Here is a 20,683-nt window from a genome sequence, read left to right as displayed (position 1 = left end):
CCTGGCGTCAACCAACTGCCCCTTTTTACACTGCCGTTGAGGGGGGAGATGCTGTGCACACACGGTTGCACGGGCGGGGGGCCCTGTTCGACGCGGAGCCGGCCGGCCTCGCGCCGCGCCTGGTGGGCCTGGCCCCCGGGCACCACCGCGCCCATGCTCTGGAGCACCCGGAAGAGCCGCCCTTCGTGGTGCTCACCGGCGCCCGGGGGCTGGGCAAGAGCGCGGTGCTCGGCGAGCTGCGGGAGGCCTACCAGGGGCACACGCCGGTCGCGTTGATCGACTGCGCGGCGCGCCAGTTCGCGGAGCCGCCCGCGGGCCGGTCGCCCGAGTCCTGGTCGCCGTCGGCCCTCGCGCTGCTGGTGATCGCCGAGCAGCTGGCCGAGCCGGTGACCGGCGCCGGGCGGATCGCCTTCCCGCGGCTGATGTCGGGCCTGGTCGCGGTGGCCGCCGGCGGCTGGGGCGACGCCGACTCGGAGCGCATCCGCCGGGAGGTCGAACGCATCCTGCTGCTGAACGAGCGGGGCGGGCGGTTCGGCTCGCTCGCCGGGCGCTGGGCGGCCAAGGTCGCGGCGAAGGTGGTCGCGGCCGCCACCGGCGGGAACGCGTTCGTCTCGGGCGCGGTCGAGGCCACCCTGGAGTCGGTCGCCGAGGGGTTCACCGGCCACCGGCAGCAGAAGGCGTCCCAGTGGTACCGCTCGTACCCGAACGCGGGCGGCAGCGCCCAGCGCGGGCTGATCCTGCTGTCCCAGCACTTCCAGGACGGCGGCGGCTCGCGCGAGCACGCGGAGCGGTACCTGGTACGGGCCCTGCTCGCCGACCTCACCGAGGCGTACACGGGGTTCATGGCGAAGATGCAGCGCCTCGGCCGGCCCCTGGTGCTGCTCGACAACGCCCAGTCGTCACCGGGCCCCGAGCTGACCGCGGCCGTGCTGCGCGACCGCTCCGAGGGCATCCGCGACCGCGTCGCCTTCGTGGCCGCCCGGCGCGGCGAGGGACGCGAGGAGCTGCCCAACGCGACGCGGCGGCAGCTGGCCGAGGTCGCCCGGCGCACCGAGTGGGCGCCGGACTCGGCGCCGTCCTCGCGCGCCCTGCTGGTCGCGCTGTCCCCGCTGAGCGCCGACGACACGCTGCACATCGTCGGCGCGCTGTCCTCGGACACCGCCGTACCGTCCCACCTCCCGGCCGCCGCCCACCGGCTGACCGGCGGGAACCCGCTGGGCGTGGTGCTGCTCGCCGAGTCGGCCGCGCAGCACCTGCCGGGGGTGACCTCGCTGGGCGAGCTGCTCACCGCGGAGTTCAGGCCGGCCGAGGACCGGCGGGGGCTGCCCGCCCACCAGGCGCTGCTGGACCGGCTGGTGCCGGCCGAGTACCTGGAGGAGCTGACCGTGCTGGCCGCCGCCCACGACCACGACTCGGCGTGCGCCCTGGCCGCGGCGCTGCTGCCGGACACCTTCGGGCCCGCGGACGTCCGCGCCCTCCAGAGACTGCTCGCCGACGAGGGACTGCCCCTCGTACCGGGCCAGTTCGTCGGTGACGCATTCGTGCGGGCGCTGCTGCTGCTGCGGCTGCACCTGCGCGACGCGGACCACGCGTCCTGGCGCCGCGCGCACGAGACCCTGATCGACCACTACACGGAGCCGGAGCGGGCGCCGTACCGGCTGCACCACGAACTCGCGCTCGGGAACACCGAGTCGGCGGTGGCGCGGCTGCGGGACGACTTCGCCACCGCCGACCCCCGGGCATGGCTGCGCACCCTGCGCTTCATCGCGTCCGCGCCCTACTTCCACGCCCACGACGACGAGGGCCGGGACTTCAGCGGGCGCGGCAACCGGCGGGCCGTGGTCGCGCTCGGGGTCACGGACTCCGCGTACGCGGTGCCGCAGGACGTGGACGCCGTACTGCACTTACGGGTGCGGCGGCTGCTGCACGCGGTGTGGGAGCTGACCGACCCGCTGGTGCTGCCCGATCCGAAGGTGTGCGACCGGCTCCGCTTCGAGCTGGAGCAACTGTCCAATCTGCGCCCCGCGGCGGGCGCGCTGCTGTGGCGGGCCTCCCGGGACTGGCCGGCCGCCGCGCTGGCCGGGCGCCCGCTGGAAGGCCCGGAGGACTCTGGGGACGACGGGCGTGGGGAGGCCTGATGGCGGTCGGGGGCATGGGGAGCTGGGTACGCGAGCACGTGTGGGAGATCCCGCTGCGCCGGTATCTGTCCCTGGGGCTCGCGGTGGTGCTGGTGGCCGGCGGGGTCTTCGGGGTGCGCACCCTGATGCGGGAGGTCCGGCAGTGCGCGCCGGGGGTGTCGCGCCCGGCGGGCGGCACGGAGTGCCTGGGCGTGGCGACCGGGCCGTACGACTTCAAGCAGGACCGGTTCAGCAAGGTGGTGGAGTCGATCCGCAAGGAGAACGACTCGCTCACCGGGCAGAAGTCGGACCCCTATGTGACGGTGGCCCTGATGCTGCCGTTCAGCTCGCAGGAGACGACCGATCTGAACGACGTGGAGCACCAGCTCCAGGGCGCCTATCTCGCGCAGTACTGGGCCAACCACAATCGTGAGGACCAGTCCCCGAAGATCCGGCTGGTGCTGGCGAACTCGGGCACCGGCAAGGACACCTGGAAGACGGCGGTCCACCAGCTGGAAGGCATGACCGGGGGCAAGGACCGGCTGCGGGCGGTGGTCGGCATAGGGCAGAGCACCGACCCCAACGAGGCCGCCGTCAGGGAGCTGACCGAGCACCGGATCGCGGTGGTCGGCTCCTCCATCACCGCCGACACGCTCGCCAACGGGCAGCCCGGCAAGCCCAACCCGTTCCCCGGTCTCGCCCGGGTGGCGCCGACCAACGCCGACGAGGCCCGCGCGCTCGCCTACTACGCCAAGGCGAACCCGAACGGGAACAAGGCCATCCTGGTGTACGCCGACCCGGGCGACCCGTACACGAACTCGCTCAAGCAGTCGTTCGGGACGCTGCTGAAGGGCTCGCCGTACACATCGGTCCTGGAGCAGCCCTTCACCCCGTCCGAGTCCTCGACCGACTTCCGGGACATCAAGCACACCGTGTGCGACACGCCCCCGGACACCCACACGATCCTGTTCGCGGGCCGGCACGCCGATCTCCAGCAGTTCGTCAACGTGCTGGGCGGCCGCGGCTGCAAGGAGCACTCCTTCCAGATCCTCACCGGCGACGAGGCCTCCTACCTCACCTACGACAAGGACCTGGACCAGGAGGCCCTCCAGCAGAACCTCACCGTGCTCTACACCTCCCTCGCCCACCCCGACGCCTGGGTGGACGACCCGCCGAAGACCGGCGGGTCCACGGACGACTACTACGTCCTCAAAGGGCTGCTCAACGACGACAAGCGGGGGCCGATCGGCTCGGTCGCGCTCGACGACGGCCAGCTGATCATCGGCTACGACGCGGTGCGGCTCGCGGTGGAAGGCATCCGGCGGGCGGTGGTGCCCCAGGGCGAGGACATCCCCGCCCTCAACAGCGTCGGAAACGTCTGGCCGCGTGTCGTCGGCTCGCTGCGGGTGCCCGGCGCGAGCGGCTGGATCTGCCTGGACAGGCACGGCAACCCCTACGACAAGGCCGTCCCGATCGTGAAGCTGACCAAGGGCGGGGCCCAGTTCGTCCAGCTGGCCTGGCCGAAGGGGAAGGCGCTGGACAAGAGCGGCTGCCTGAAGCCCGCGTGAGTCAGGACGCCCTGCCGGACGCCGCGGGCCGCACCTTCTGCGCGTCCACCACCGCCCGGCCCAGGATCGCGGTGCGCTCGGTGACCGTGCCCGGCTCGGCGTCGCCGGCCGCGGTGATCTGCACGCCGCGGCTGCCGAGGTAGGCGTAGGTGTTCCGGTCGAAGATCCACTCGATGCGTTCGCCGGTCGCCGGGTCCAGGCGGGCCAGCGCGATCCCGTCGCGCCCGGCGGCGTCCTGGGAGTGCGGGACCACCACGACGCCGGGAATCCTGGCCGCGGCCCGGTAGAGGGCCGCGGCGATCCGGGCCGGCACCACCTGCTCGCCGACGATGTCGCCGATGGTGGTGAACGCCTGCTGGTTCCGGTCGCTCTCGCCGCTCGCGCGGGCGTAGATCTTCTTCAGCAGCGCGTCGGGGTCGGTGGGCAGTGCCTTGGTCTCGTCGTAGGAGTTGCGGGTGATGTCGCTGTCCAGGGTGATGCCCCCCTCGGGCTGGTAGCCGGGCTCGTCCAGCCAGCCCTTGTGCCCGTCGGGCGAGAGCCAGACCTCGCGGGTGTGCAGGGGCTGCACCAAGGTGCGGGAGGTGTCGGTGTCCGCGTTGACGTACGTGGTCGTGTACGACACCTCGCTCTTGACGTAGATGAACTGGTCCGGGCGGGGCGTCGGCAGGGCGCCGCGGCCGGCCGCGTCGGCGATGTGCTCGACCGTGGAGGCCAGCGCGACGTTCGAGCCCGGCTGGATCGCCACGACGGGGGCCGCGACCGGGGTGGGCTCCGTCGCGCCCGGACCGCCGGTGGCGCTCAGGGCGACGACGGCCACCCCGGCCAGGGCCAGTGCGGCGGGGACGCCGATCAGCAGCGGCCGGCGCAGGCGCCCGCGGGCCGGTCGGGGTTCGGCGGGCGGCTCGCCGGCGGTGGTGACCTGGGGGTGCTGGATCTGGGCCATGAAGGCGTCCTCGAGTTGGCGGTGGCGGTCGCGCGGCAGCTCCGGGTCGCCGGGCGCCGGCAGCAGGCGGGCCAGTTCCGCGGGGTCCGGTTCCCCGAACCTCGGTGTCCGCTTCATCGGTCCGTCTCCTCTCCCGACCGGGCCGCGGTGGTGCGGCCGCCCTGTTGTTGTCCGCTGCCGCCGACGGGTTCCATCCGCTCGTACGGTCCGCCGCGGCCGGTGGCCAGTTCCTCGGCGGCGAGCCTGCGCAGCCGGGTGCGGGTGCGCGACAGCCGCGAGCGCACCGTGCCCACGGGCACCCCGAGGGCCTGGGCCGCCTCGGCGTAGCTCAGCCCGGACCACACGCACAGCGTGAACACCTCACGCTCGCCCCGGCGCAGCCGGGCCAGCGCCCGGCCGGCCGCGGCCAGTTCCTCGGCGTCCGCCATGCGGCCGACCAGTTCCTCGACGAAGTCCGGCACGGTGTCCTTGGCCGGCAGCCGGGTCAGCGCGGCCGAGTGGCGCCGGGCGGCCCGCGCGGTGTTGCGCAGCACGTTGACGGCGATCCCCATCACCCAGGGCCGCGGTGTCCCGCCCTCGTCCCGCAGCTTGGCGCGCAGCCGCCAGGCCTCCAGGAACGTGAGCGACACGACGTCCTCGGCCGTCGCCCAGTCCCCGGACACCCGTACCGCGTGCCGGAAGACGAGCTGCGCATGGGCGCGGAACAGCTCCCGGAACGCCTCTGGATCGCCCGCTCGGATGCGGGCGTGAAGTGAATAGTCCACGCCGCCAGTTGTCCGCGGCAGGCACCGCGTTCCGGTGTCCTGCGTCACACCGCCGGACCGGGGGATTTCAGGCCCCGGAGCCCGCCCCCAGCACGGCGATCAGTTGTTCGAATTTACGGCGCCAGTCCATGTCCGTCGGGCCCTCGCCCTGGAACTCGTGCGTGAAGCGCAGCACGCTCTCCGCCGTCCCGTCCCGCTCCAGGTGGAACCGGAGCCGGCCGCCCTCGACCGTGTACTCCGCCACCCGGTCCACGTCCCAGGCGGTGATCCGGCCGGCGCCCAGGCCGCGCAGCGAGACCGCGCCGTCCAGACGGGGTTCGAGAACGCCGACGGCGGTGCACCACGCCCCGATCCCCTCGGGGGTGGCCACCGCCGTCCAGACGTCTTCCATGGGCCTCGGGAGCCGCACCAGGAAGTGGAGTATGTGCGTGTTCCCGTGGGTCTGACTGGTGCCCTGTGCGATGGAACCGCTCATGACTCCAGTGTGGGCGACCCCTGGCTCACACGCCCGCGTAGGAGTGCTTGCCGGTGACGAAGATGTTCACGCCGTAGAAGTTGAACAGCCAGCAGGCGAAGGCGATCATCGCCAGGTAGGCGGCCTTGCGGCCCTTCCAGCCGGCCGTGGCCCGCGCGTGCAGGTAGCAGGCGTAGGCGACCCAGGTGATGAACGACCAGGTCTCCTTGGGGTCCCAGTTCCAGTAGCGGCCCCAGGCGTCGCCCGCCCAGATCGCGCCCGCGATGATCGTGAACGTCCACAGCGGGAAGACGGCCGCGTTCACCCGGTAGGCGAACTTGTCCAGGGTGGCGGAGGCGGGCAGCCGCTCCAGCACCGAGGTGGCGAAGGAGCCGGGCTTCAGGCCGGCCTCCAGCTTGTTCTCGTACGAGTCCTTGAACAGGTACAGGATCGTGGCGACCGCGCCGACGTAGAACACGGCGCCGCAGAAGATCGCGGTGGAGACGTGGATGTACAGCCAGTACGAGTGCAGGGCCGGGACCAGCTGGTCGCTGGCCGTGTAGAGCACGGTGACGGCGAGGCCGAGGAGCAGCAGGACCGTGGTGGTCAGGAACAGGCCCAGCCAGCGCACGTTCTTCCTCAGCGCCAGCAGCACCAGGTACACGCCGACGGCGACCGCGGTGAAGGTGATGCTGAACTCGTACATGTTGCCCCACGGCGCCCGCCGCACCGAGGCGGCACGGGCCACCACGCCCGCCAGGTGCACCACGAAGGCCAGCACGGTCAGCGAGACGGCGATCCGGCCGTACAGGTCGCCCTGGACGGTTCCGCCGTGCGCGCCGGGCCCGTCCGGCACGTCCCGGGAGCCGGCCGCGGCCCGGACGACGACCTGGGGGCGCTCCAGCACGGCGGTGCCGCCGGCCTTCTTCACGGTGACCGCTGGACGGCTCGCCGTCCGGGCGTCGTCCGCGGTGAGCGCGTTGGCCGTGCGGCCCACCTTGCTGCGGCTGCCGAAGATCCATTCGGCGATGTAGGCGAGGAAGGCCAGGGTGTACACGGTCATCGCGGAGTAGATGAGCGTGTTGCTCATGCTGGCGAGATGCTCGTTGGTCCCGGCGGCCAGCTCTGTTACGGCGGCGAGAGTCACTTCTCAGCCCCTTCGGCAGGTACGACGTGAGGGTCGGGGATGGGGGAAGAGTCGTCGTCGGGGTCGGGTGCCCCCGGCGCCTGGTCGTAGAGGATTCCGGCGAGGTCGCCCAGCTCCTCCGGGAGCTTCGCGGACTCGCTGCGGCCGAGCCCGGCCATCTCGACGACCGTCACGCCGTCGGCCCCGCGCACCGTCCGGACCCAGACCCGGCGGCGCTGGATGAACAGGGACCCGGCCAGGCCGAAGATCGCGGCGATCGCGCCGCCCAGCGCCCAGCCGCTGCCCGGCTCCTGGACGATCTCGAAGCCGGCCCACTGCTTGATCTCCTTGTCGAAGGTGATCGAGCCGGCGCCGTTCGGCAGCTGCATGCTGTCGCCGGGCCGCAGCAGCTTCTTCAGCAGCTGGCCCTTGTCGTCCTTGAACGCCTTCATGTGCGTGGTGTCGAGCTGGTACACGCTCTGCGGGATGCCCGCGTCCACCCCGAGGTCGCCGTGGTAGGCGTTGACCGCGAGCAGCGGGTTCACCAGCGCCGGGAACTGGGACATCATCGTGCCTGCCTTCGGGTCGAAGGTCGGCACGAAGAACGCCTGGAAGCCGAGCTGCTCCTTCAGGCCCTTCGGGCTGGTGTAGCCGTCCATCACCTTCACCACGCCGTTGGAGGTGACGTTGCCGTCGAGCGGCAGCAGCGGCACGGCGTCGCGGTAGACGACCTTGCCCTTGCCGTCGCGGACGGTGATCACGGGGGCGTAGCCGTGGCTGACGAGGTAGACCTTGGACGCGCCGATGTGCAGCGGCTGGTTGACCTTGATGGTCTTGGCCTTGCGGGTGCCGTCCGTACCCGTGCTGTACTCGATCTTCGCCTGGTAGGTGCGCGGTGTGCCCTTGTTGGGCCCGCTGGTCTCGTAGGTGCCGGTGAACTTCTTCAGGTCGAAGCTGAACGGCACCAGTTCGTCCGGCTGGAACATGCTGCCCGACTTGAAGTCGTCGTACATCGGCAGCGCGTTGGAGAAGCCGTCGCCCTCCACCATCAGTTTGGTGCCGTCCGACTTGTACATCTGGCCCCAGGCGAAGGCGACCAGCAGCACGATCAGCGCGATGTGGAAGATCAGGTTGCCCACTTCGCGCAGATAGCCCTTCTCCGCGGCGACCGCGTCACCCTCGGCATGGGCACGGAAGCGGCGCCGCTTCAGCAGCTTCAGCGCGGCCTCGCGCACCTCCTCCGGCTCGGCCGTCGTGCGCCAGGTGGTGTACGCGGGCAGCCGGTCCAGCCGCTTGGGCGCGCCCGGCGGCCGGCCGCGCAGCTGGCCGGTGAACTGCCAGGCGCGCGGCACGATGCAGCCGATGAGGGAGATGAACAGCAGGATGTAGATCGCCGAGAACCACACCGAGCTGTAGACGTGGAACAGCCCGAGCTTGTCGTAGACCGGCGCGAGCGTCTTGTGCGCGGCCCGGAAGTCGTCGACCTTGTTGAGGTCGGCACCGGTCTGCGGGATCAGCGAGCCGGGGATCGCGGCGAGCGAGAGCAGCAGGAGCAGCAGCAGCGCGACCCGCATGGAGGTCAGCTGCCGCCAGAACCAGCGGATCCAGCCGATGACGCCCATGGCGGGCACACCGGAGAGCTGCTCCTCGCGCGGGGCGGTGGACAGCTGGGACCCGGCGGCGCCGAGCTCCTCCTGGCCCTTGTCGGTTTCGGTCTTGCTCATCGATCAGATCCCCACAGTGAAGCCGTTGGACCAGGTCTGCATCTGCTGCACCAGGCTGTCCCACGCACCGGTCAGCAGCAGCACACCGGTCACGATCATCATCGTGCCGCCGATGCGCATCACCCACACGTAGTGGCGTTTGACCCAGCCGAAGGCGCCGAGGGCCTTGCGGAAGGCCACGGCCGCCAGCACGAAGGGCACGCCGAGGCCCAGGCAGTAGGCGACCATCAGGGTCGCCCCGCGCCCGGCGCTCGACTCCTGCATCGCGAGGATGTTCACCGAGGCGAGGGTCGGGCCGATGCAGGGCGTCCAGCCGATCCCGAACAGGGCACCGACTATCGGCGCGCCCACCAGCCCGGCCGTCGGCCGCTTGTGGAGGCGGAACTCGCGCTGGGTGAACCAGGGCATCAGCCCCATGAAGAACGCGCCCATGAGGATCATGACCACGCCGAGCACCTTGGACAGCGTCTCCTTGTGCTCCTGGAGTGTCCAGCCGAAGGAGCCGAACAGCGCGCCGCCGGAGACGAACACGGCGCTGAAGCCCAGCACGAACAGGGCCGCGCCGGCCACCATGCGCCCGCGCCGGGCCTCGGCCAGGTCGGTGCCGGCGACCCCGGTGACATAGGAGAGGTAGCCGGGCACCAGCGGCAGGACACAGGGCGAGAAGAAGGAGACGAGGCCGCCGAGCAGGGCGAGCGGCAGCGCGACCAGCAGGGCCCCGTGGAGCACCGTCTGGTTCTGCGCGGCCAGCGTCACCGGGCCGGCCAGCGTCACAGTGGGACCCACGTCACTTCTCCGCGACGACCGGCTTGAGCATCTTCAGCAGCGCGGTGTCGTCCAGCGGCTCCAGCGCCCGCGCGGCGACCTTGCCGTGCCGGTCGATGACGAGCGTGGAGGGGATCATCTGCGGGTTCAGGGTGCCCTTCTTGAAGCGCAGCATGAGCCTGCCCGTGGGGTCGTACAGGCTCGGGTAGCCGATCCCGTGCGCCTGCTCGAAGGCGACCGCGGGGGTGGTGCTGGTGTCGCGGGTGTTGATCCCGACGAACTGCACGCCCTTGCCCTCGTACTGCTTCGACACCTTGGCGAAGTACTGGGCCTCCTCGCGGCACGGACCGCACCACGAACCCCAGACGTTGACGACGACGACCTTGCCCTTGTAGTCGGCGACGTTCAGGACCTTGCCGTCGATGGTCTTGCCGGAGAGGTCGGGGGCCGCGGCGCGCTTGCCCACCGGCGCGGTGTCGATGCCGTTGTTGCCGGTGACGAAGTTGGTGTTGCCGCCGCCGCCCGAGGTGCCGCCCTTGCCGCACGCGGACAGGGACAGGGCCGCGGTGACGGCCACAACGCTGAGCAGGACGGCGCGGCTACGGGTACTCATGTGAAAAGTTTCGCATGTCGTTCCCGGGGTTCTCGCGCACCCCCCTGCGGGGCGGAAAACCGCATTTCACAGCGATTTACACGGGACATTTCAGACAAGGGAGTCAGACGCGGTAGCCGGCGAGGGAGCCGGGACGGACGGTCAGGCGAGGAACGTCTTCCAGCCGCCGGCGGGCTGCTGACCCACCTCCAGCGTGCGCAGCTTGGCCAGCACCTCGGGCTTCTGCACGTCGACCCAGTCCACGAACTGCTTGAAGGAGACCAGCCGTACGTCGGCGCCCTTGTCCCGCTCGGCCGCGATGTGCTTGAACGCCTCCTCGACGGAGTCCATGTAGATGCCGCCGTTCCACTGCTCGAAGTGGTTGCCGATGAAGAACGGCGCCCGGTTCGTCTCGTACGCCCGCTGGAAGCCGGCGATGTACGCCTGCGCGGACTGCTTGCGCCAGCCCGGGTAGTTGTAGGCGGGCGCCTTGGTGGAGTTCACGGACTGGTTGGCGAGCATGTTGTAGTCCATGGACAGCACCTCGAAGGAGTGCCCGGGGAACGGCACCTGCTGCAACGGCAGGTCCCAGATCCCCGACCGCTTCACCGGCCACACCTGACGGCCGCCCGGGGAGGAGGCGTCGTAGCGCCAGCCCAGCTCGCGGGCGGTGGGCAGCAGGTTGTCCTGGCCCAGCAGACAGGGGGTGCGGCCGCCGGCCAGCTCCTTGTCGTAGTCGAAGGGGAGCGCGGGCAGGTCGTGCCAGCCGGTGTTGGTCCTCCACTCCTTGACGAAGGACTTCGCCTGGTCGATCTCGCTCTTCCACTGCTGTGGCGTCCACCACTTCACCGAGCCGTGCGTCTCACCGCAGAAGTGCCCGTTGAAGTGGGTGCCTATCTCGTGGCCCTCCAGCCAGGCCCGGCGGACGTTGGTGAGCGTGGCCTTGATGTGCTCGTCGGTGAGGTAGCCGATGTCGGAGGCGCCGCGCGGGTTGTTCGGCGGCAGGTACATCCGCTTCTTCGACTCGGGCAGCAGGTACAGGCCCGAGAGGAAGAAGGTCATGTGCGCGCCGTGCTCCTTGGCGAGGTCCAGGAAGCGCGGGAAGAGGCCGTTGCCGACCTCGCCCGCGCCGTCCCAGGAGAAGACGACGAACTGGGGCGGGGTCTGGCCCGGCTCCAGCGGTTCGGGCTTCGCGGGCTGCCCCGGCTGCTTGCCGGTGAACGCGGTGGAGCCGTCGCCGATCGGCTGGGCCGGCCGCTCCCCGCCGCCCTGCACCTGGCGGGAACCGCCCGCGTGTCCGCCGCCGTCCGAGGACTTGAGGCTCCCGCAGCCGGTGAGCGTGGCGGCGGCGGCCGCACCCGCGCCGAGGCCGAGCATTCCCCTGCGGGTGAGTGTCCGGGAGACGGTACGCATGAAAGATCCCCGATTCGTCGCGCGTGATGGTGGTCACCCAGTCAGAGGGCGCGACGATCGGGGAGGTTCCGCGAACTTATATGTTTTTAGCAATACTCCCGGCAAATACATCCAAAGTGTCCTGGGAGTGTCCTCGGAGTGCCCCGGGACTGTTCCAGGAGTGCCCCGGGGGCGTCCGGGGACCGCCTTGGACGGTCCCCGGGGCACTCCTTGGACGGTCGGATTCCTTGGACGACCCGTCAGATGACGGACCCCGGAACCGCTGCCGGCCGTTCCATGCCGTGGTCAGGCGCCGAACGCCTTCCCCTGCGCGGCGCCCTTGCCCTGCTGCGGCTTGGCGCCGGCCCGCAGATGGGCCGGGACGAGATCGATCGCGGGCTCGCTGTAGCCGACGGACACGATCTTGTCGCCGAGGTAGGTGAACGTGGTCAGGGAGGCGAGGGTGCACTGCCGCTTGCGCGGGTCGTGCCACAGCCGCCGCCGCTCGACGTACGACCGCACGATCCACACCGGCAGCTGATGGCTGACCAGCACCGCCTCGTGCCCGCGCGCCTTGTCCTTGGCCGCGTTCAGCGCGCCCATCATCCGCACGACCTGGTCCACGTACGGCTCACCCCAGGACGGCCGGAACGGGTTGACCAGGTGCTTCCAGTTGCCGGGCCGCTGAAGCGCGCCGTCGCCGACGCCGAAGGTCTTGCCCTGGAACACGTTCTCGGCCTCGATGAGCCGCTCGTCGGTGTCCAGGTCGAGGCCGTGCGCCTTGGCGATCGGGGTGGCGGTCTCCTGCGCCCGCTCCAGCGGGGAGGCGCAGACGTACGTGATGTCGCGCGGGGCCAGGTGCTCGGCGACCCGGTCGGCCATCCGCCGCCCCAGCTCGGAGAGGTGGTAGCCGGGCAGCCGCCCGTAGAGCACCCCGTCCGGGTTCTCCACCTCGCCGTGCCGCATGAGGTGGACGACGGTCACGTCCTTGTCGCTGTTGCCGACACTGTTTCCGATGGTCACGCGGTGGCCTCCGCAGCCGCCCGGGCCGCCGCCGGAAGGGCGTCGGCGATCTTCTGCACGGCCCGCTCGTCGTGGGCCGTGGACACGAACCAGGACTCGAAGGCCGACGGCGGCAGGTAGACGCCGTTCGACAGCATCGAGTGGAAGAACGCGGTGAAGCGGTGCGTCTCCTGCCGCTTGGCGTCCTCGTAGTTGCGCACCCGACGGTCGGTGAAGAACACCGTGAACATGTTGGAGGCGTTCTGCACCCGGTGCGCCACGCCCTCCTTGTTCAGCGCCTCGGTGACCAGGGACCGGATCTGCGCGGAGGTGGCGTTGACGGTGTCGTACGCCGCCTCGTCGAGCAGCCGGAGCTGGGCGAGCCCGGCGGCGGTGGCGACGGGGTTGCCGGACAGCGTGCCGGCCTGGTAGACGGGCCCGGCGGGCGCGAGGTAGGCCATGACGTCGGCCCGGCCGCCGAACGCGGCGGCGGGGAACCCGCCGCCCATCACCTTCCCGAAGGTCATCAGGTCGGGCTTGACCCCGTCGACGCCGTACCAGCCGGCGCGGCTGGTGCGGAACCCGGTCATGACCTCGTCGGAGATGTAGAGGGCGCCGTTCTTGTGGCAGGCGTCCTTGAGGCCCTGGTTGAAACCGGGGTCCGGCGGCACGACGCCCATGTTGCCGGGCGAGGCCTCGGTGATCACACAGGCGATCTCGCCCGGGTGCCGGTGGAAGGCCTCCTGCACCGCTTCGAGGTCGTTGTACGGCAGCACGATGGTGTCGCCTGCCTGGGCGCCGGTCACACCGGGCGTGTCGGGCAGCGCGAACGTGGCCACACCGGAGCCGGCGGCGGCGAGCAGCGCGTCGACGTGCCCGTGGTAGCAGCCGGCGAACTTGATCACCTTGGACCGCCCGGTGAACCCGCGGGCGAGCCGGATGGCGGACATGGTCGCCTCGGTGCCGCTGCTCACCAGCCGGACCTGCTCCACCGGCTCGATCCGGGCGACGATCTCCTCGGCGAGCGCCACCTCGCCCTCGCCGGGCGTGCCGAAGGACGTGCCGCGGGTCACGGCCTCCTGGACGGCGGCGATGACCGCGGGGTGCGAGTGCCCGAGGATCATCGGACCCCAGGAGCACACCAGGTCGACGTACTCCCGTCCGTCGGCGTCGGTGAGGTAGGGGCCGTTGCCGGACACCATGAAGCGGGGCGTGCCGCCGACGGCGCCGAAGGCGCGCACCGGGGAGTTCACGCCCCCCGGCGTGACCACCGAGGCACGGTCGAAGAGCGCCTGGGAGGCGGGCGCTTCATAGGGATAGGGCGTTTCGCTCAGGGCACTCATGATGTGCGGCTTCTCCGACTTCTCGGACTCCGGTTGCGGGGTGACCTCCTCAGGGTAGGCCGCCGGACCGGTGCGACGGCGGCCCGCCCGCCGTTCCGCGCCGCTCCGGTCCGCCATCTGCGAGACTGAGACCTGACACACACAGCTCCTGCGGGCACGTAAGGATCAGGGACCGGGCAGATCCCCGTGGACTGTTGTTCCACCGCACGTTTCGGCGGGCGGCCGTGGGGGAGGTCACTGACACGATGATCGGGTTGCGCGGCGGGGGCCACGCGTCCTAGAAAAGCAGTCGGGTGGAGATATGCATCGCGGTGGCGGACTGGGCGAGGGGACCGATGACCTGGGTCCTCGACGTGCCCGGCGGGGAAGGCACCGGCGCGAAGCGGAGGACACGACCGAGGCACGTCACACCCCGGGCCCAGCGGCCGAACCGGAGCGGTACGACCGGGGGACCGACCGGTACGACCGACAGCCCGAGCGCACGCGTGAACAGCAGCCGGAACGACCGCGGGACGTTCCACTGGACCGGACACGGGACTTCCCACGGGACGTTCCGCTCGGCCGGCCGCAGGATCTTCCGCCGGACCCGGCGCGGGACCGGGCGTTCGGCCCTCCCCTGGACCGACCGCGGGACCTTCCGCTCGACCGGGCACGGGACCTTCCGCCTGGCCGGCCGCAGGAATTTCCGGCGGACCGCCCGCTGGACCCGGCGCGGGACCGGGCGTTCGACCTTCCCCTGGACCGGACGCTGGACCTTCCGCTCGGCCGGCCGCAGGACCTTCCGCCGGACCGGACGCTGGACCTGGACCGGACCTTCGGCCGGGACCGTGCGGGGGGCCCGGACCGCCCCTCGGACCCTGCTTCGGGGCGCGCGGGCAGGCGCCGGAAGGACCGCCGGGCCAACCGGCCCGACAGGGCCGAGCGGGCTGAACGTACGGACCAGGCCGACCGCCTCCGGGCGGGGAGCGGGAATGGTGGTCGAGTGGGGGTGACCTACAAGTACTTCGGCGCGCCCGACGGCGCGACGGCGGCCCGTGTCCCCATCTCGATGCGCCCCGAGGAACTCGGCGGCGACGAGCTGGGCATGAACGGCATGTTCACCAGGATCAAGCCGGAGACCATGGCGGCGATGGTCCTGACCGGCATCGAGGGCGTCCCCCTGCACAAGGTCCCGCCCCTGGAACTGGTCGTCCTGCACCCCGACTACGCGGTCGTGAAACTCCCCATGACCGTGGTCGACCCCCTGCGCGGCATCGGCGAGGAGGCCGTCGGCGCCGCGGCCTTCATCTGGTCCACGGTCCCGGACCGGGGCGGCCCCCGGGACGCCTTCAACGTGTACCAACTGCTGCACGAATGGCAGGACTTCAGCCACCGGCTGCATGAGGCGGGGCATCAGGCGTATTGCCTGGTGTGGCCCTGACGGAGAAGCGCCACTCGGTGTTGACCGAGGTGGCGCTCGTCAGCAGAGGAAGAGACTCCGTGCCGAGGCAGCCGCAGCCCGGCGCCCTGAGGGCGGGGAACCAGACACCGACTCCCCCTGGACGCACCCGTGATCGACCCGGAGGACCGCGAGCATCAGGCAGCCGTTGTCCGTCTGATGCTCCCCTACCTCAACGGGCGATTCGCCGCGGGTTTCCGTCTGCTCGGAGTGCTGCCCGGCCCCGGATCCGTACGCATCGCGCTTCACGCCGACGACGGCACCGGGTACCTGTACGAGATCGGCGACGACGACGTGGCCCCCGGCTGGGTTCCGCTGCTGTTGCGCAACGCCCTGGCCCGGCCGGCCGTCCCGACGGGCCGCCTCGTCATGGGCATGCACTTCGTCCCCCTGCGACAGGACGAGGTGGCCTGGAGCCTGGAGGAGCCGGCCGTCGACCAGGTGCTGCGCACGCTACGGGCGTTGAGCGACCCGGGTGACGAGGAGATGCCGTTCCTCGTCGGGTTCCTGCTGCGCGGCACCACCCGGCTCCGGCTGTACGTGCAGCGGCAGGAACGGCCCGGCGTCGTCGGGGTGGACGTCCGTCTCGACAACGCCGGTCCGGCGGTGCTGGGCTCGGTGATGTCGCTGCTGGAGGAACGGCGGTACCGGCGCCCGGCCGGTGACGACCCGCACTGCGCGTACGTCCTCGACCTGACCGCCTGGGGCGAGGCCGGCGGCTCGTAGCCCAGCCGGGCCCGTTCCGCCGGTGCCCGGGACGGTCAGGCGTCCTCGGTCGGCGTCGCCTCGCCGAGCATCGCCAGGGTCAGCACATCGCCGCCGATCCCCCAGCCGCCGTCGGTGACCTCTTCGACCAGGACCATGGTGTTGGCGCGGGCGCGCTCGCCGTAGAGCTCGACGTACAGCTCGGTGGTGCGGGTGACGATCAGTTCCTTCTGCTTCGGGGTGAGGGTCTTCTCGGGGACCTTGAAGTTGGCGAAGGGCATGGCTCGTTGTTCTTTCTCTCGGTGTGTCGATGGGTGCGGGTCAGATGATGCCGCCGTTGGCGCGGACGACCTGCCCGTTGATCCAGTGGCCGGCCGGGGAGGCCAGGAAGGCGACGACCTCGGCGATGTCGGCCGTGGTGCCGAGCCGTTCCAGCGGGGCCCGGGCGGCCAGGCGGGCGACGGTCTCCTCGTCCTTGCCGTCCAGGAACCCGTCCGTGGCCGTGGGCCCGGGGGCGACGGCGTTGGCGGTGACGTCCCGGCCGCGCAGTTCCCGGGCCAGGATCGGGGTCAGCGCCTCGACCGCGCCCTTGCTCGCGGCGTACGCGCCGTAGGTCGGGAAGGCCAGCCCCACCACGGACGTGGAGAACGTCAGGATCGCCCCGCCGGCGCGTACCCGGCGGGCGGCCTGCCGGGCGACGACGAAGGTGCCGCGGATGTTGGTGCGGTGCAGGTCGTCCAGGGCCGCGAGGTCCATCTCCGCGATCGGCGCCATGCGCACCCGGCCGGCCGCGTGCACGACGACGTCGATGCCGCCGAACTCCGCTTCCGCCGCGTCAAACAGGGCCGCGACGGCGTCTTCGTCGGCGACGTCGGCGCGCACCGCGATCGCCCGGCCGCCGGCGGCGACCGCCTCCCGCACGGCGGCCTCCGCCTCGTCCTTGTTGCCGGCGTAGCCGACCACGAGGGCGTAGCCGTCGGCGGCCAGCCGGCCGACGGTCCGGCGGCCGATGCCGCGCGAGCCGCCGGTGACGATCGCGACCCGGGGTGCGGCGGCGGACGGGCCCGGGGTGGCGGTCGCGTCGGGTGAGGTGGGGATGGGCATTGCCGCCTCCTGGGGTGGTCGGGGGTCGGGCCGCGGCCTCGCCGTCGCCCTGCTGCCTCCTCCACGATCGGCCGGTCCCCCGCCCCCTGCCAGGGCTGCGTCTACCCAGGGGATGCCACCCCCTGGTTACGCCCTGACGCGCGAGCGACCATGGAGGGGTGAACCTTCCCGAACTCGGCGCCTTCCTCAGGTCACGCCGCGACCGCGTCCGCCCCGCCGACGTCGGTCTCCCCCAGGGCCCGCGCCGTCGCGTCCCCGGGCTGCGCCGCGAGGAAGTGGCCCAGCTGGCGGGGCTGTCGGCCGACTACTACACCGAGCTGGAACGCGGCAGCGCCAAGCACGGCGCGCAGCCCTCGGCCCAGACCCTGGCGGCCCTCGCCCGAGCCCTGCGGCTGAACGGCGACGAGCGCGACCACCTGTTCCACCTGGCCGACCGGCCGGTCCCCCGGTCGGCGACCGGTCGGTCGGCGCATGTGCAGCCCGCGCTCCTCGGACTGCTGGACCGGCTGTCCAACACCCCCGCGCGCGTCATCACCGACCTGCACGAGACCCTGGTGGAGAACGAGCCGGCCAGGGCCCTGCTCGGGGAGTCCCCGGCATGGCGCGGCCCGGCAGCGAGCTACGTCTACCGCTGGTTCACCGATCCGCGGGCGCGCGAGATCCACCCGCCCGAGGACCACCCGCGCCACTCCCGGGTGTTCGTGGCCGACCTCCAGGCAGCGGCGGCCCGGCGCGGCCGGGACGCGGAGGTCGCGGAGCTGGTCGCCACGCTGCGCCGTCGCAGCCGGGAGTTCGCGGCCCTCTGGGACACCCACGACGTCGCGGTGCGCCGCATGGACCACAAGCGGATCGTCCACCCCCTGCTCGGCGTCATCGAACTCGACTGCCACAACCTCCTCAGCGAGGACGGGCGCCAGCGCCTGCTGTGGTTCACCGCGCCGCCCGGCAGCCGGGGGGCCGAGCAGCTGGAGCTGCTGTCGGTCATCGGCACCCAGGACCTGGGGGTCGGCGGGGGCACGGCGCCGCAGGGGTTCACCACCCGGGAATCCGGGGCGCAGCGCTGACCCGTGCCGCCGGGCGCACGAGAGACCACGGGCATCATGAGCCGGGACCGCCGGGGGGCTGCGCCGACCCGTGCCACCGGACGCACGAGGGATCACCGACCGCATGAGCCGCGGCTGCCCGGCCACACGAGCCGGGACTGCCGGGGAGCGGCCCTGACCCCGGGCCGCCCGCGCACGCGGGACCACCGGCGGCATCGCCGCAACTGCCCGCCCGCATGGGCCGCGGCTGCCCGGCCGTATAACCGCGACTGCCCGGCCGTATGAGCCGGGGCCGCCGGCCGCGCTCCCGCCGGGGAACGACACCGGCGCACTGTCGTCTACAGTTTCGTAGACGGTCTACGGGGCTGTAGACGCTCGCTGTCGGCCGTCCCCACGTAAGCGCGGTCCGCGGCGCAGGCGCCCACGCCCGAGCGACGGTGCCGACGGCCGCCGACCGGACCGTCCGTCGCCCGCACCCTCGCCGGTAGGCCGCTGGAGAATCATGCGCCCCAGGATCCTTGTCGTCGAAGACGATCACGCCCTGCGGGACGTGCTGCGCCGAGGGCTGTACGACGAGGACTTCGAGCCGGTCCCGGCCGCCGACGGCGCTACCGCCCTGCGGCTGGCCACGACCGACATCGCGGCGGCCGTCCTGGACGTCGGCCTGCCCGACGCGGACGGCCGGGACGTGTGCCAGGCGATGCGTGCCAACGGCTTTTCCGCCCCCGTGATCTTCCTGACCGCCCGGCACCACCTCACCGACCGCCTCTCCGGCTTCTCCGCGGGCGGCGACGACTACCTGCCCAAGCCGTTCCACCTGGCGGAACTGGCCGCGCGACTGCGTGCGGCCCTCAGACGGACCGCCCCGGCGTCGGTGGTCACGGCCGGGGACCTGGTCCTGGACGCGGTGGACCACAGCATGACCGTGCACGGCGCCCGTGCCGCGCTGTCTCCGACCGAGTTCCGGCTGCTGGCCACCCTCGCCGCCGCCGGCGGGTCCCTGGTGCGCCGCCGCGATCTGGTGCGCGCCGGCTGGCCCGAGGGCGCCCAGGTCAGCGACAACACCCTGGACCAGTACCTGAGCCGGCTGCGCCGCAAGCTGCGGGAGACCGGCAGCCGTCTGTCGATCGGTACGGCGCGCGGGATCGGACACCGCCTGTCATGAACCGCGCCCTCCTGCTCTGCCGCCGCCTGGCCCCCCGCACGATGCGCGGCCGGCTCTCGCTCGTCGCGCTGACCACCGCCGCCCTGCTGATGACGGTCCTGACCGTGGTGTTCAACGCCGTCATGGACCGGCACCTGCAGCACCAGGCCGACGACGAACTGCGCGACCGCGCGGCGGCGGTGGCCACGACCGTCGACACGCGCGGCTCCCGGGTGCGGGTCCTGGGGACCGCCGACGACCGCCTCCTCGACACCAACGTGTGGATCTACGCCGGGCACCTCCTGCTGGAGAAGCCGCCGTCCGCCACGCCCGGCAGCCCGCCGGCCCGGGTCGCCGCCCGGCTGGCCGCAGAGCCCGGGCCCGCGTGCGCGACCGCGCGGTCCCACGGTCACTCGCCCGTCCGGGTCTGCTCGCTGCCCGTGCCCGGCCGGGGTGCCGCCGCCACCGTCGTCACCGCGCTGGACCTCGCCCCGTACCGCGGCTCGGCCGACACCCTGCTGCTGGGATCGCTCGTCCTCGACGCCGTGATGCTCGGCTGCACCTATCTGCTCACCCGGCTGTCCGTCGGCCGCGCGCTGCGCCCGGTGCGGACGATGACCGACCAGGCGACCCAGTGGAGCGCCATAGGTTCCGGCGAACGCTTCGGCGCCGAGCACCACCCGGCGGAACTCGCCCGCCTGGGAGCCTCGCTGGACCAGCTCCTGGACCGCATCCGCACCGTGCTGCGCCACGAGCGGCAGCTGACGGGAGAGCTGTCCCACGAACTGCGCACGCCCCTGACCCGGATCGTCATGGAACTCGACTGGTGGCGGGCCCGCCCCCGCACGGACGCCGAGACCCGCGCCACGCAGGAAGTGATCTCCGAGGCCGCCCGGTCCATGCGCACCATCTGCGACACCCTGCTGAACGACGCCCGCGAGAACGCGCTGAGCCCGGCGACGGCCCCCGGAACGACCGATGTCGTGCCCGTCCTGAGCCGCCTGACCCGGCGCCTGGGCACACCGGCGGGGGTGAGGACGTCGGTGGAGGCGGAGGAACCGGTCCTGGAGGCCGGGGTCGCCCCCGCGCTCCTCGAACGCATCCTCAGCCCCCTGCTCACCAACGCCGCCCGCTACGCCCGCTTCCGCGTGACCGTGTCCGCGCGGCGCGCCCCCGGGGCCGTCGGGATAGACGTCGTGGACGACGGCCCCGGCGTGCCGGAGGCGTTCGTGGCCGAGCTGTTCCAGCCCGGCCGCCGTGCCGACGCCGACGACGGACACGACGGCGCCGGCCTGGGACTGCCGCTGGCGCGGCGGCTGGCCCGCGCCGTCGGCGGGGAGGTGTCCTACGACCCCGGACACGCGCCCGGGGCGAAGTTCACGGTCAGCCTGCCCGCCGGGTGAGCGCGGCCGGCGGGCAGGCTGCGGACGGCGCCCGCCGCAGACCGGCCCCAGGCCGG

At 72.3% G+C, this 20,683-nt stretch carries 19 protein-coding genes; 7 read left to right on the top strand and 12 right to left on the bottom strand.

What is annotated here, in order from left to right:
• Positions 1-53 precede the first annotated feature (53 nt).
• Together FRZ03_RS22715 and FRZ03_RS22710 are read left to right on the top strand one after the other, a co-directional pair.
• Entirely contained in the window at positions 54-2,138 is a 2,085-nt protein-coding gene (locus FRZ03_RS22715) for a hypothetical protein (RefSeq protein WP_146466986.1), read from the top strand.
• On the top strand, positions 2,138-3,685 hold the full coding sequence (locus FRZ03_RS22710; RefSeq protein WP_146466985.1) for an ABC transporter substrate-binding protein: 1,548 nt from the start codon (positions 2,138-2,140) through the stop codon (positions 3,683-3,685). The genes FRZ03_RS22715 and FRZ03_RS22710 overlap by 1 nt, the downstream gene beginning before the upstream one ends.
• A gap of 1 nt (position 3,686) precedes the next feature.
• Here the strand turns inward: FRZ03_RS22710 and FRZ03_RS22705 are convergent, their stop codons facing one another.
• From FRZ03_RS22705 to hemL, 10 genes are all read right to left on the bottom strand, one after another.
• Positions 3,687-4,745, bottom strand: coding sequence for a CU044_5270 family protein (locus tag FRZ03_RS22705; protein ID WP_146466984.1), 1,059 nt, complete (start codon positions 4,743-4,745; stop codon positions 3,687-3,689).
• Entirely contained in the window at positions 4,742-5,392 is a 651-nt protein-coding gene (locus FRZ03_RS22700; RefSeq protein ID WP_146466983.1) for an RNA polymerase sigma factor, read from the bottom strand. Before FRZ03_RS22700 ends, FRZ03_RS22705 begins: the two co-directional genes overlap by 4 nt.
• Before the next feature lie 67 nt (positions 5,393-5,459).
• Positions 5,460-5,867, bottom strand: a complete 408-nt coding sequence (locus FRZ03_RS22695; RefSeq protein ID WP_146466982.1) for an SRPBCC family protein — start codon at positions 5,865-5,867, stop codon at positions 5,460-5,462.
• 25 nt (positions 5,868-5,892) lie between these two features.
• A complete protein-coding gene (gene ccsB / locus FRZ03_RS22690) occupies positions 5,893-6,993 on the bottom strand; it encodes a c-type cytochrome biogenesis protein CcsB (protein ID WP_146466981.1) in 1,101 nt (366 codons plus the stop codon).
• Positions 6,990-8,696, bottom strand: a complete 1,707-nt coding sequence (gene resB / locus FRZ03_RS22685; protein WP_146466980.1) for a cytochrome c biogenesis protein ResB — start codon at positions 8,694-8,696, stop codon at positions 6,990-6,992. The genes ccsB and resB overlap by 4 nt, the downstream gene beginning before the upstream one ends.
• A 3-nt stretch (positions 8,697-8,699) precedes the next feature.
• Positions 8,700-9,464 (bottom strand): cytochrome c biogenesis CcdA family protein, encoded by a 765-nt coding sequence (locus FRZ03_RS22680; RefSeq protein WP_146467011.1) that lies wholly within the window; start codon positions 9,462-9,464, stop codon positions 8,700-8,702.
• A 19-nt stretch (positions 9,465-9,483) separates the two neighbouring features.
• Positions 9,484-10,074: a TlpA family protein disulfide reductase gene (locus FRZ03_RS22675; RefSeq protein ID WP_186785565.1), complete on the bottom strand. Its 591-nt coding sequence runs from the start codon at positions 10,072-10,074 to the stop codon at positions 9,484-9,486.
• Between the two features lie 141 nt (positions 10,075-10,215).
• Positions 10,216-11,466, bottom strand: coding sequence for a polysaccharide deacetylase family protein (locus FRZ03_RS22670; RefSeq protein WP_146466979.1), 1,251 nt, complete (start codon positions 11,464-11,466; stop codon positions 10,216-10,218).
• Between the two features lie 285 nt (positions 11,467-11,751).
• On the bottom strand, positions 11,752-12,411 hold the full coding sequence (locus FRZ03_RS22665; protein ID WP_146467009.1) for a histidine phosphatase family protein: 660 nt from the start codon (positions 12,409-12,411) through the stop codon (positions 11,752-11,754).
• A gap of 53 nt (positions 12,412-12,464) precedes the next feature.
• The gene (hemL, locus tag FRZ03_RS22660; protein ID WP_146467008.1) at positions 12,465-13,781 is read right to left on the bottom strand and encodes a glutamate-1-semialdehyde 2,1-aminomutase; all 1,317 of its coding nucleotides are present in this window, start codon (positions 13,779-13,781) and stop codon (positions 12,465-12,467) included.
• A 991-nt stretch (positions 13,782-14,772) separates the two neighbouring features.
• On the opposite strand from hemL, the gene FRZ03_RS22650 reads away from it, so the two are divergent.
• Positions 14,773-15,210 carry a hypothetical protein gene (locus FRZ03_RS22650; RefSeq protein ID WP_146466978.1) on the top strand — a complete coding sequence of 146 codons (438 nt, stop codon included), beginning with the start codon at positions 14,773-14,775 and terminating at the stop codon, positions 15,208-15,210.
• 129 nt (positions 15,211-15,339) lie between these two features.
• Entirely contained in the window at positions 15,340-15,954 is a 615-nt protein-coding gene (locus FRZ03_RS22645) for a hypothetical protein (RefSeq protein ID WP_146466977.1), read from the top strand.
• Positions 15,955-15,989: 35 nt separating this feature from the next.
• On the opposite strand, the gene FRZ03_RS22640 is transcribed toward FRZ03_RS22645, so the two are convergent.
• Both FRZ03_RS22640 and FRZ03_RS22635 read right to left on the bottom strand, forming a co-directional pair.
• A complete protein-coding gene (locus FRZ03_RS22640; protein ID WP_070025290.1) occupies positions 15,990-16,214 on the bottom strand; it encodes a tautomerase family protein in 225 nt (74 codons plus the stop codon).
• Positions 16,215-16,254: 40 nt separating this feature from the next.
• On the bottom strand, positions 16,255-17,037 hold the full coding sequence (locus FRZ03_RS22635) for an SDR family oxidoreductase (protein WP_146466976.1): 783 nt from the start codon (positions 17,035-17,037) through the stop codon (positions 16,255-16,257).
• A gap of 158 nt (positions 17,038-17,195) precedes the next feature.
• Between FRZ03_RS22635 and FRZ03_RS22630 the strand changes: the two genes are divergently transcribed.
• The 3 genes from FRZ03_RS22630 (at position 17,196) to FRZ03_RS22620 (ending at position 20,627) form a co-directional block, all read left to right on the top strand.
• A complete protein-coding gene (locus FRZ03_RS22630; protein WP_146466975.1) occupies positions 17,196-18,101 on the top strand; it encodes an MmyB family transcriptional regulator in 906 nt (301 codons plus the stop codon).
• 481 nt (positions 18,102-18,582) lie between these two features.
• Entirely contained in the window at positions 18,583-19,245 is a 663-nt protein-coding gene (locus FRZ03_RS22625) for a response regulator transcription factor (protein ID WP_146466974.1), read from the top strand.
• Complete coding sequence (locus FRZ03_RS22620; RefSeq protein WP_146466973.1) at positions 19,242-20,627, top strand: sensor histidine kinase; 1,386 nt, start codon at positions 19,242-19,244, stop codon at positions 20,625-20,627. The genes FRZ03_RS22625 and FRZ03_RS22620 overlap by 4 nt, the downstream gene beginning before the upstream one ends.
• The last annotated feature ends 56 nt before the right edge of the window (positions 20,628-20,683 follow it).

This window comes from Streptomyces misionensis, from assembly GCF_007896895.1.
Classification (GTDB): Bacteria; Actinomycetota; Actinomycetes; order Streptomycetales; family Streptomycetaceae; genus Streptomyces; species Streptomyces misionensis_A.
Note: the sequence above shows the minus strand (reverse complement) of the source record. Positions and strands in the feature narration are given on the sequence as shown.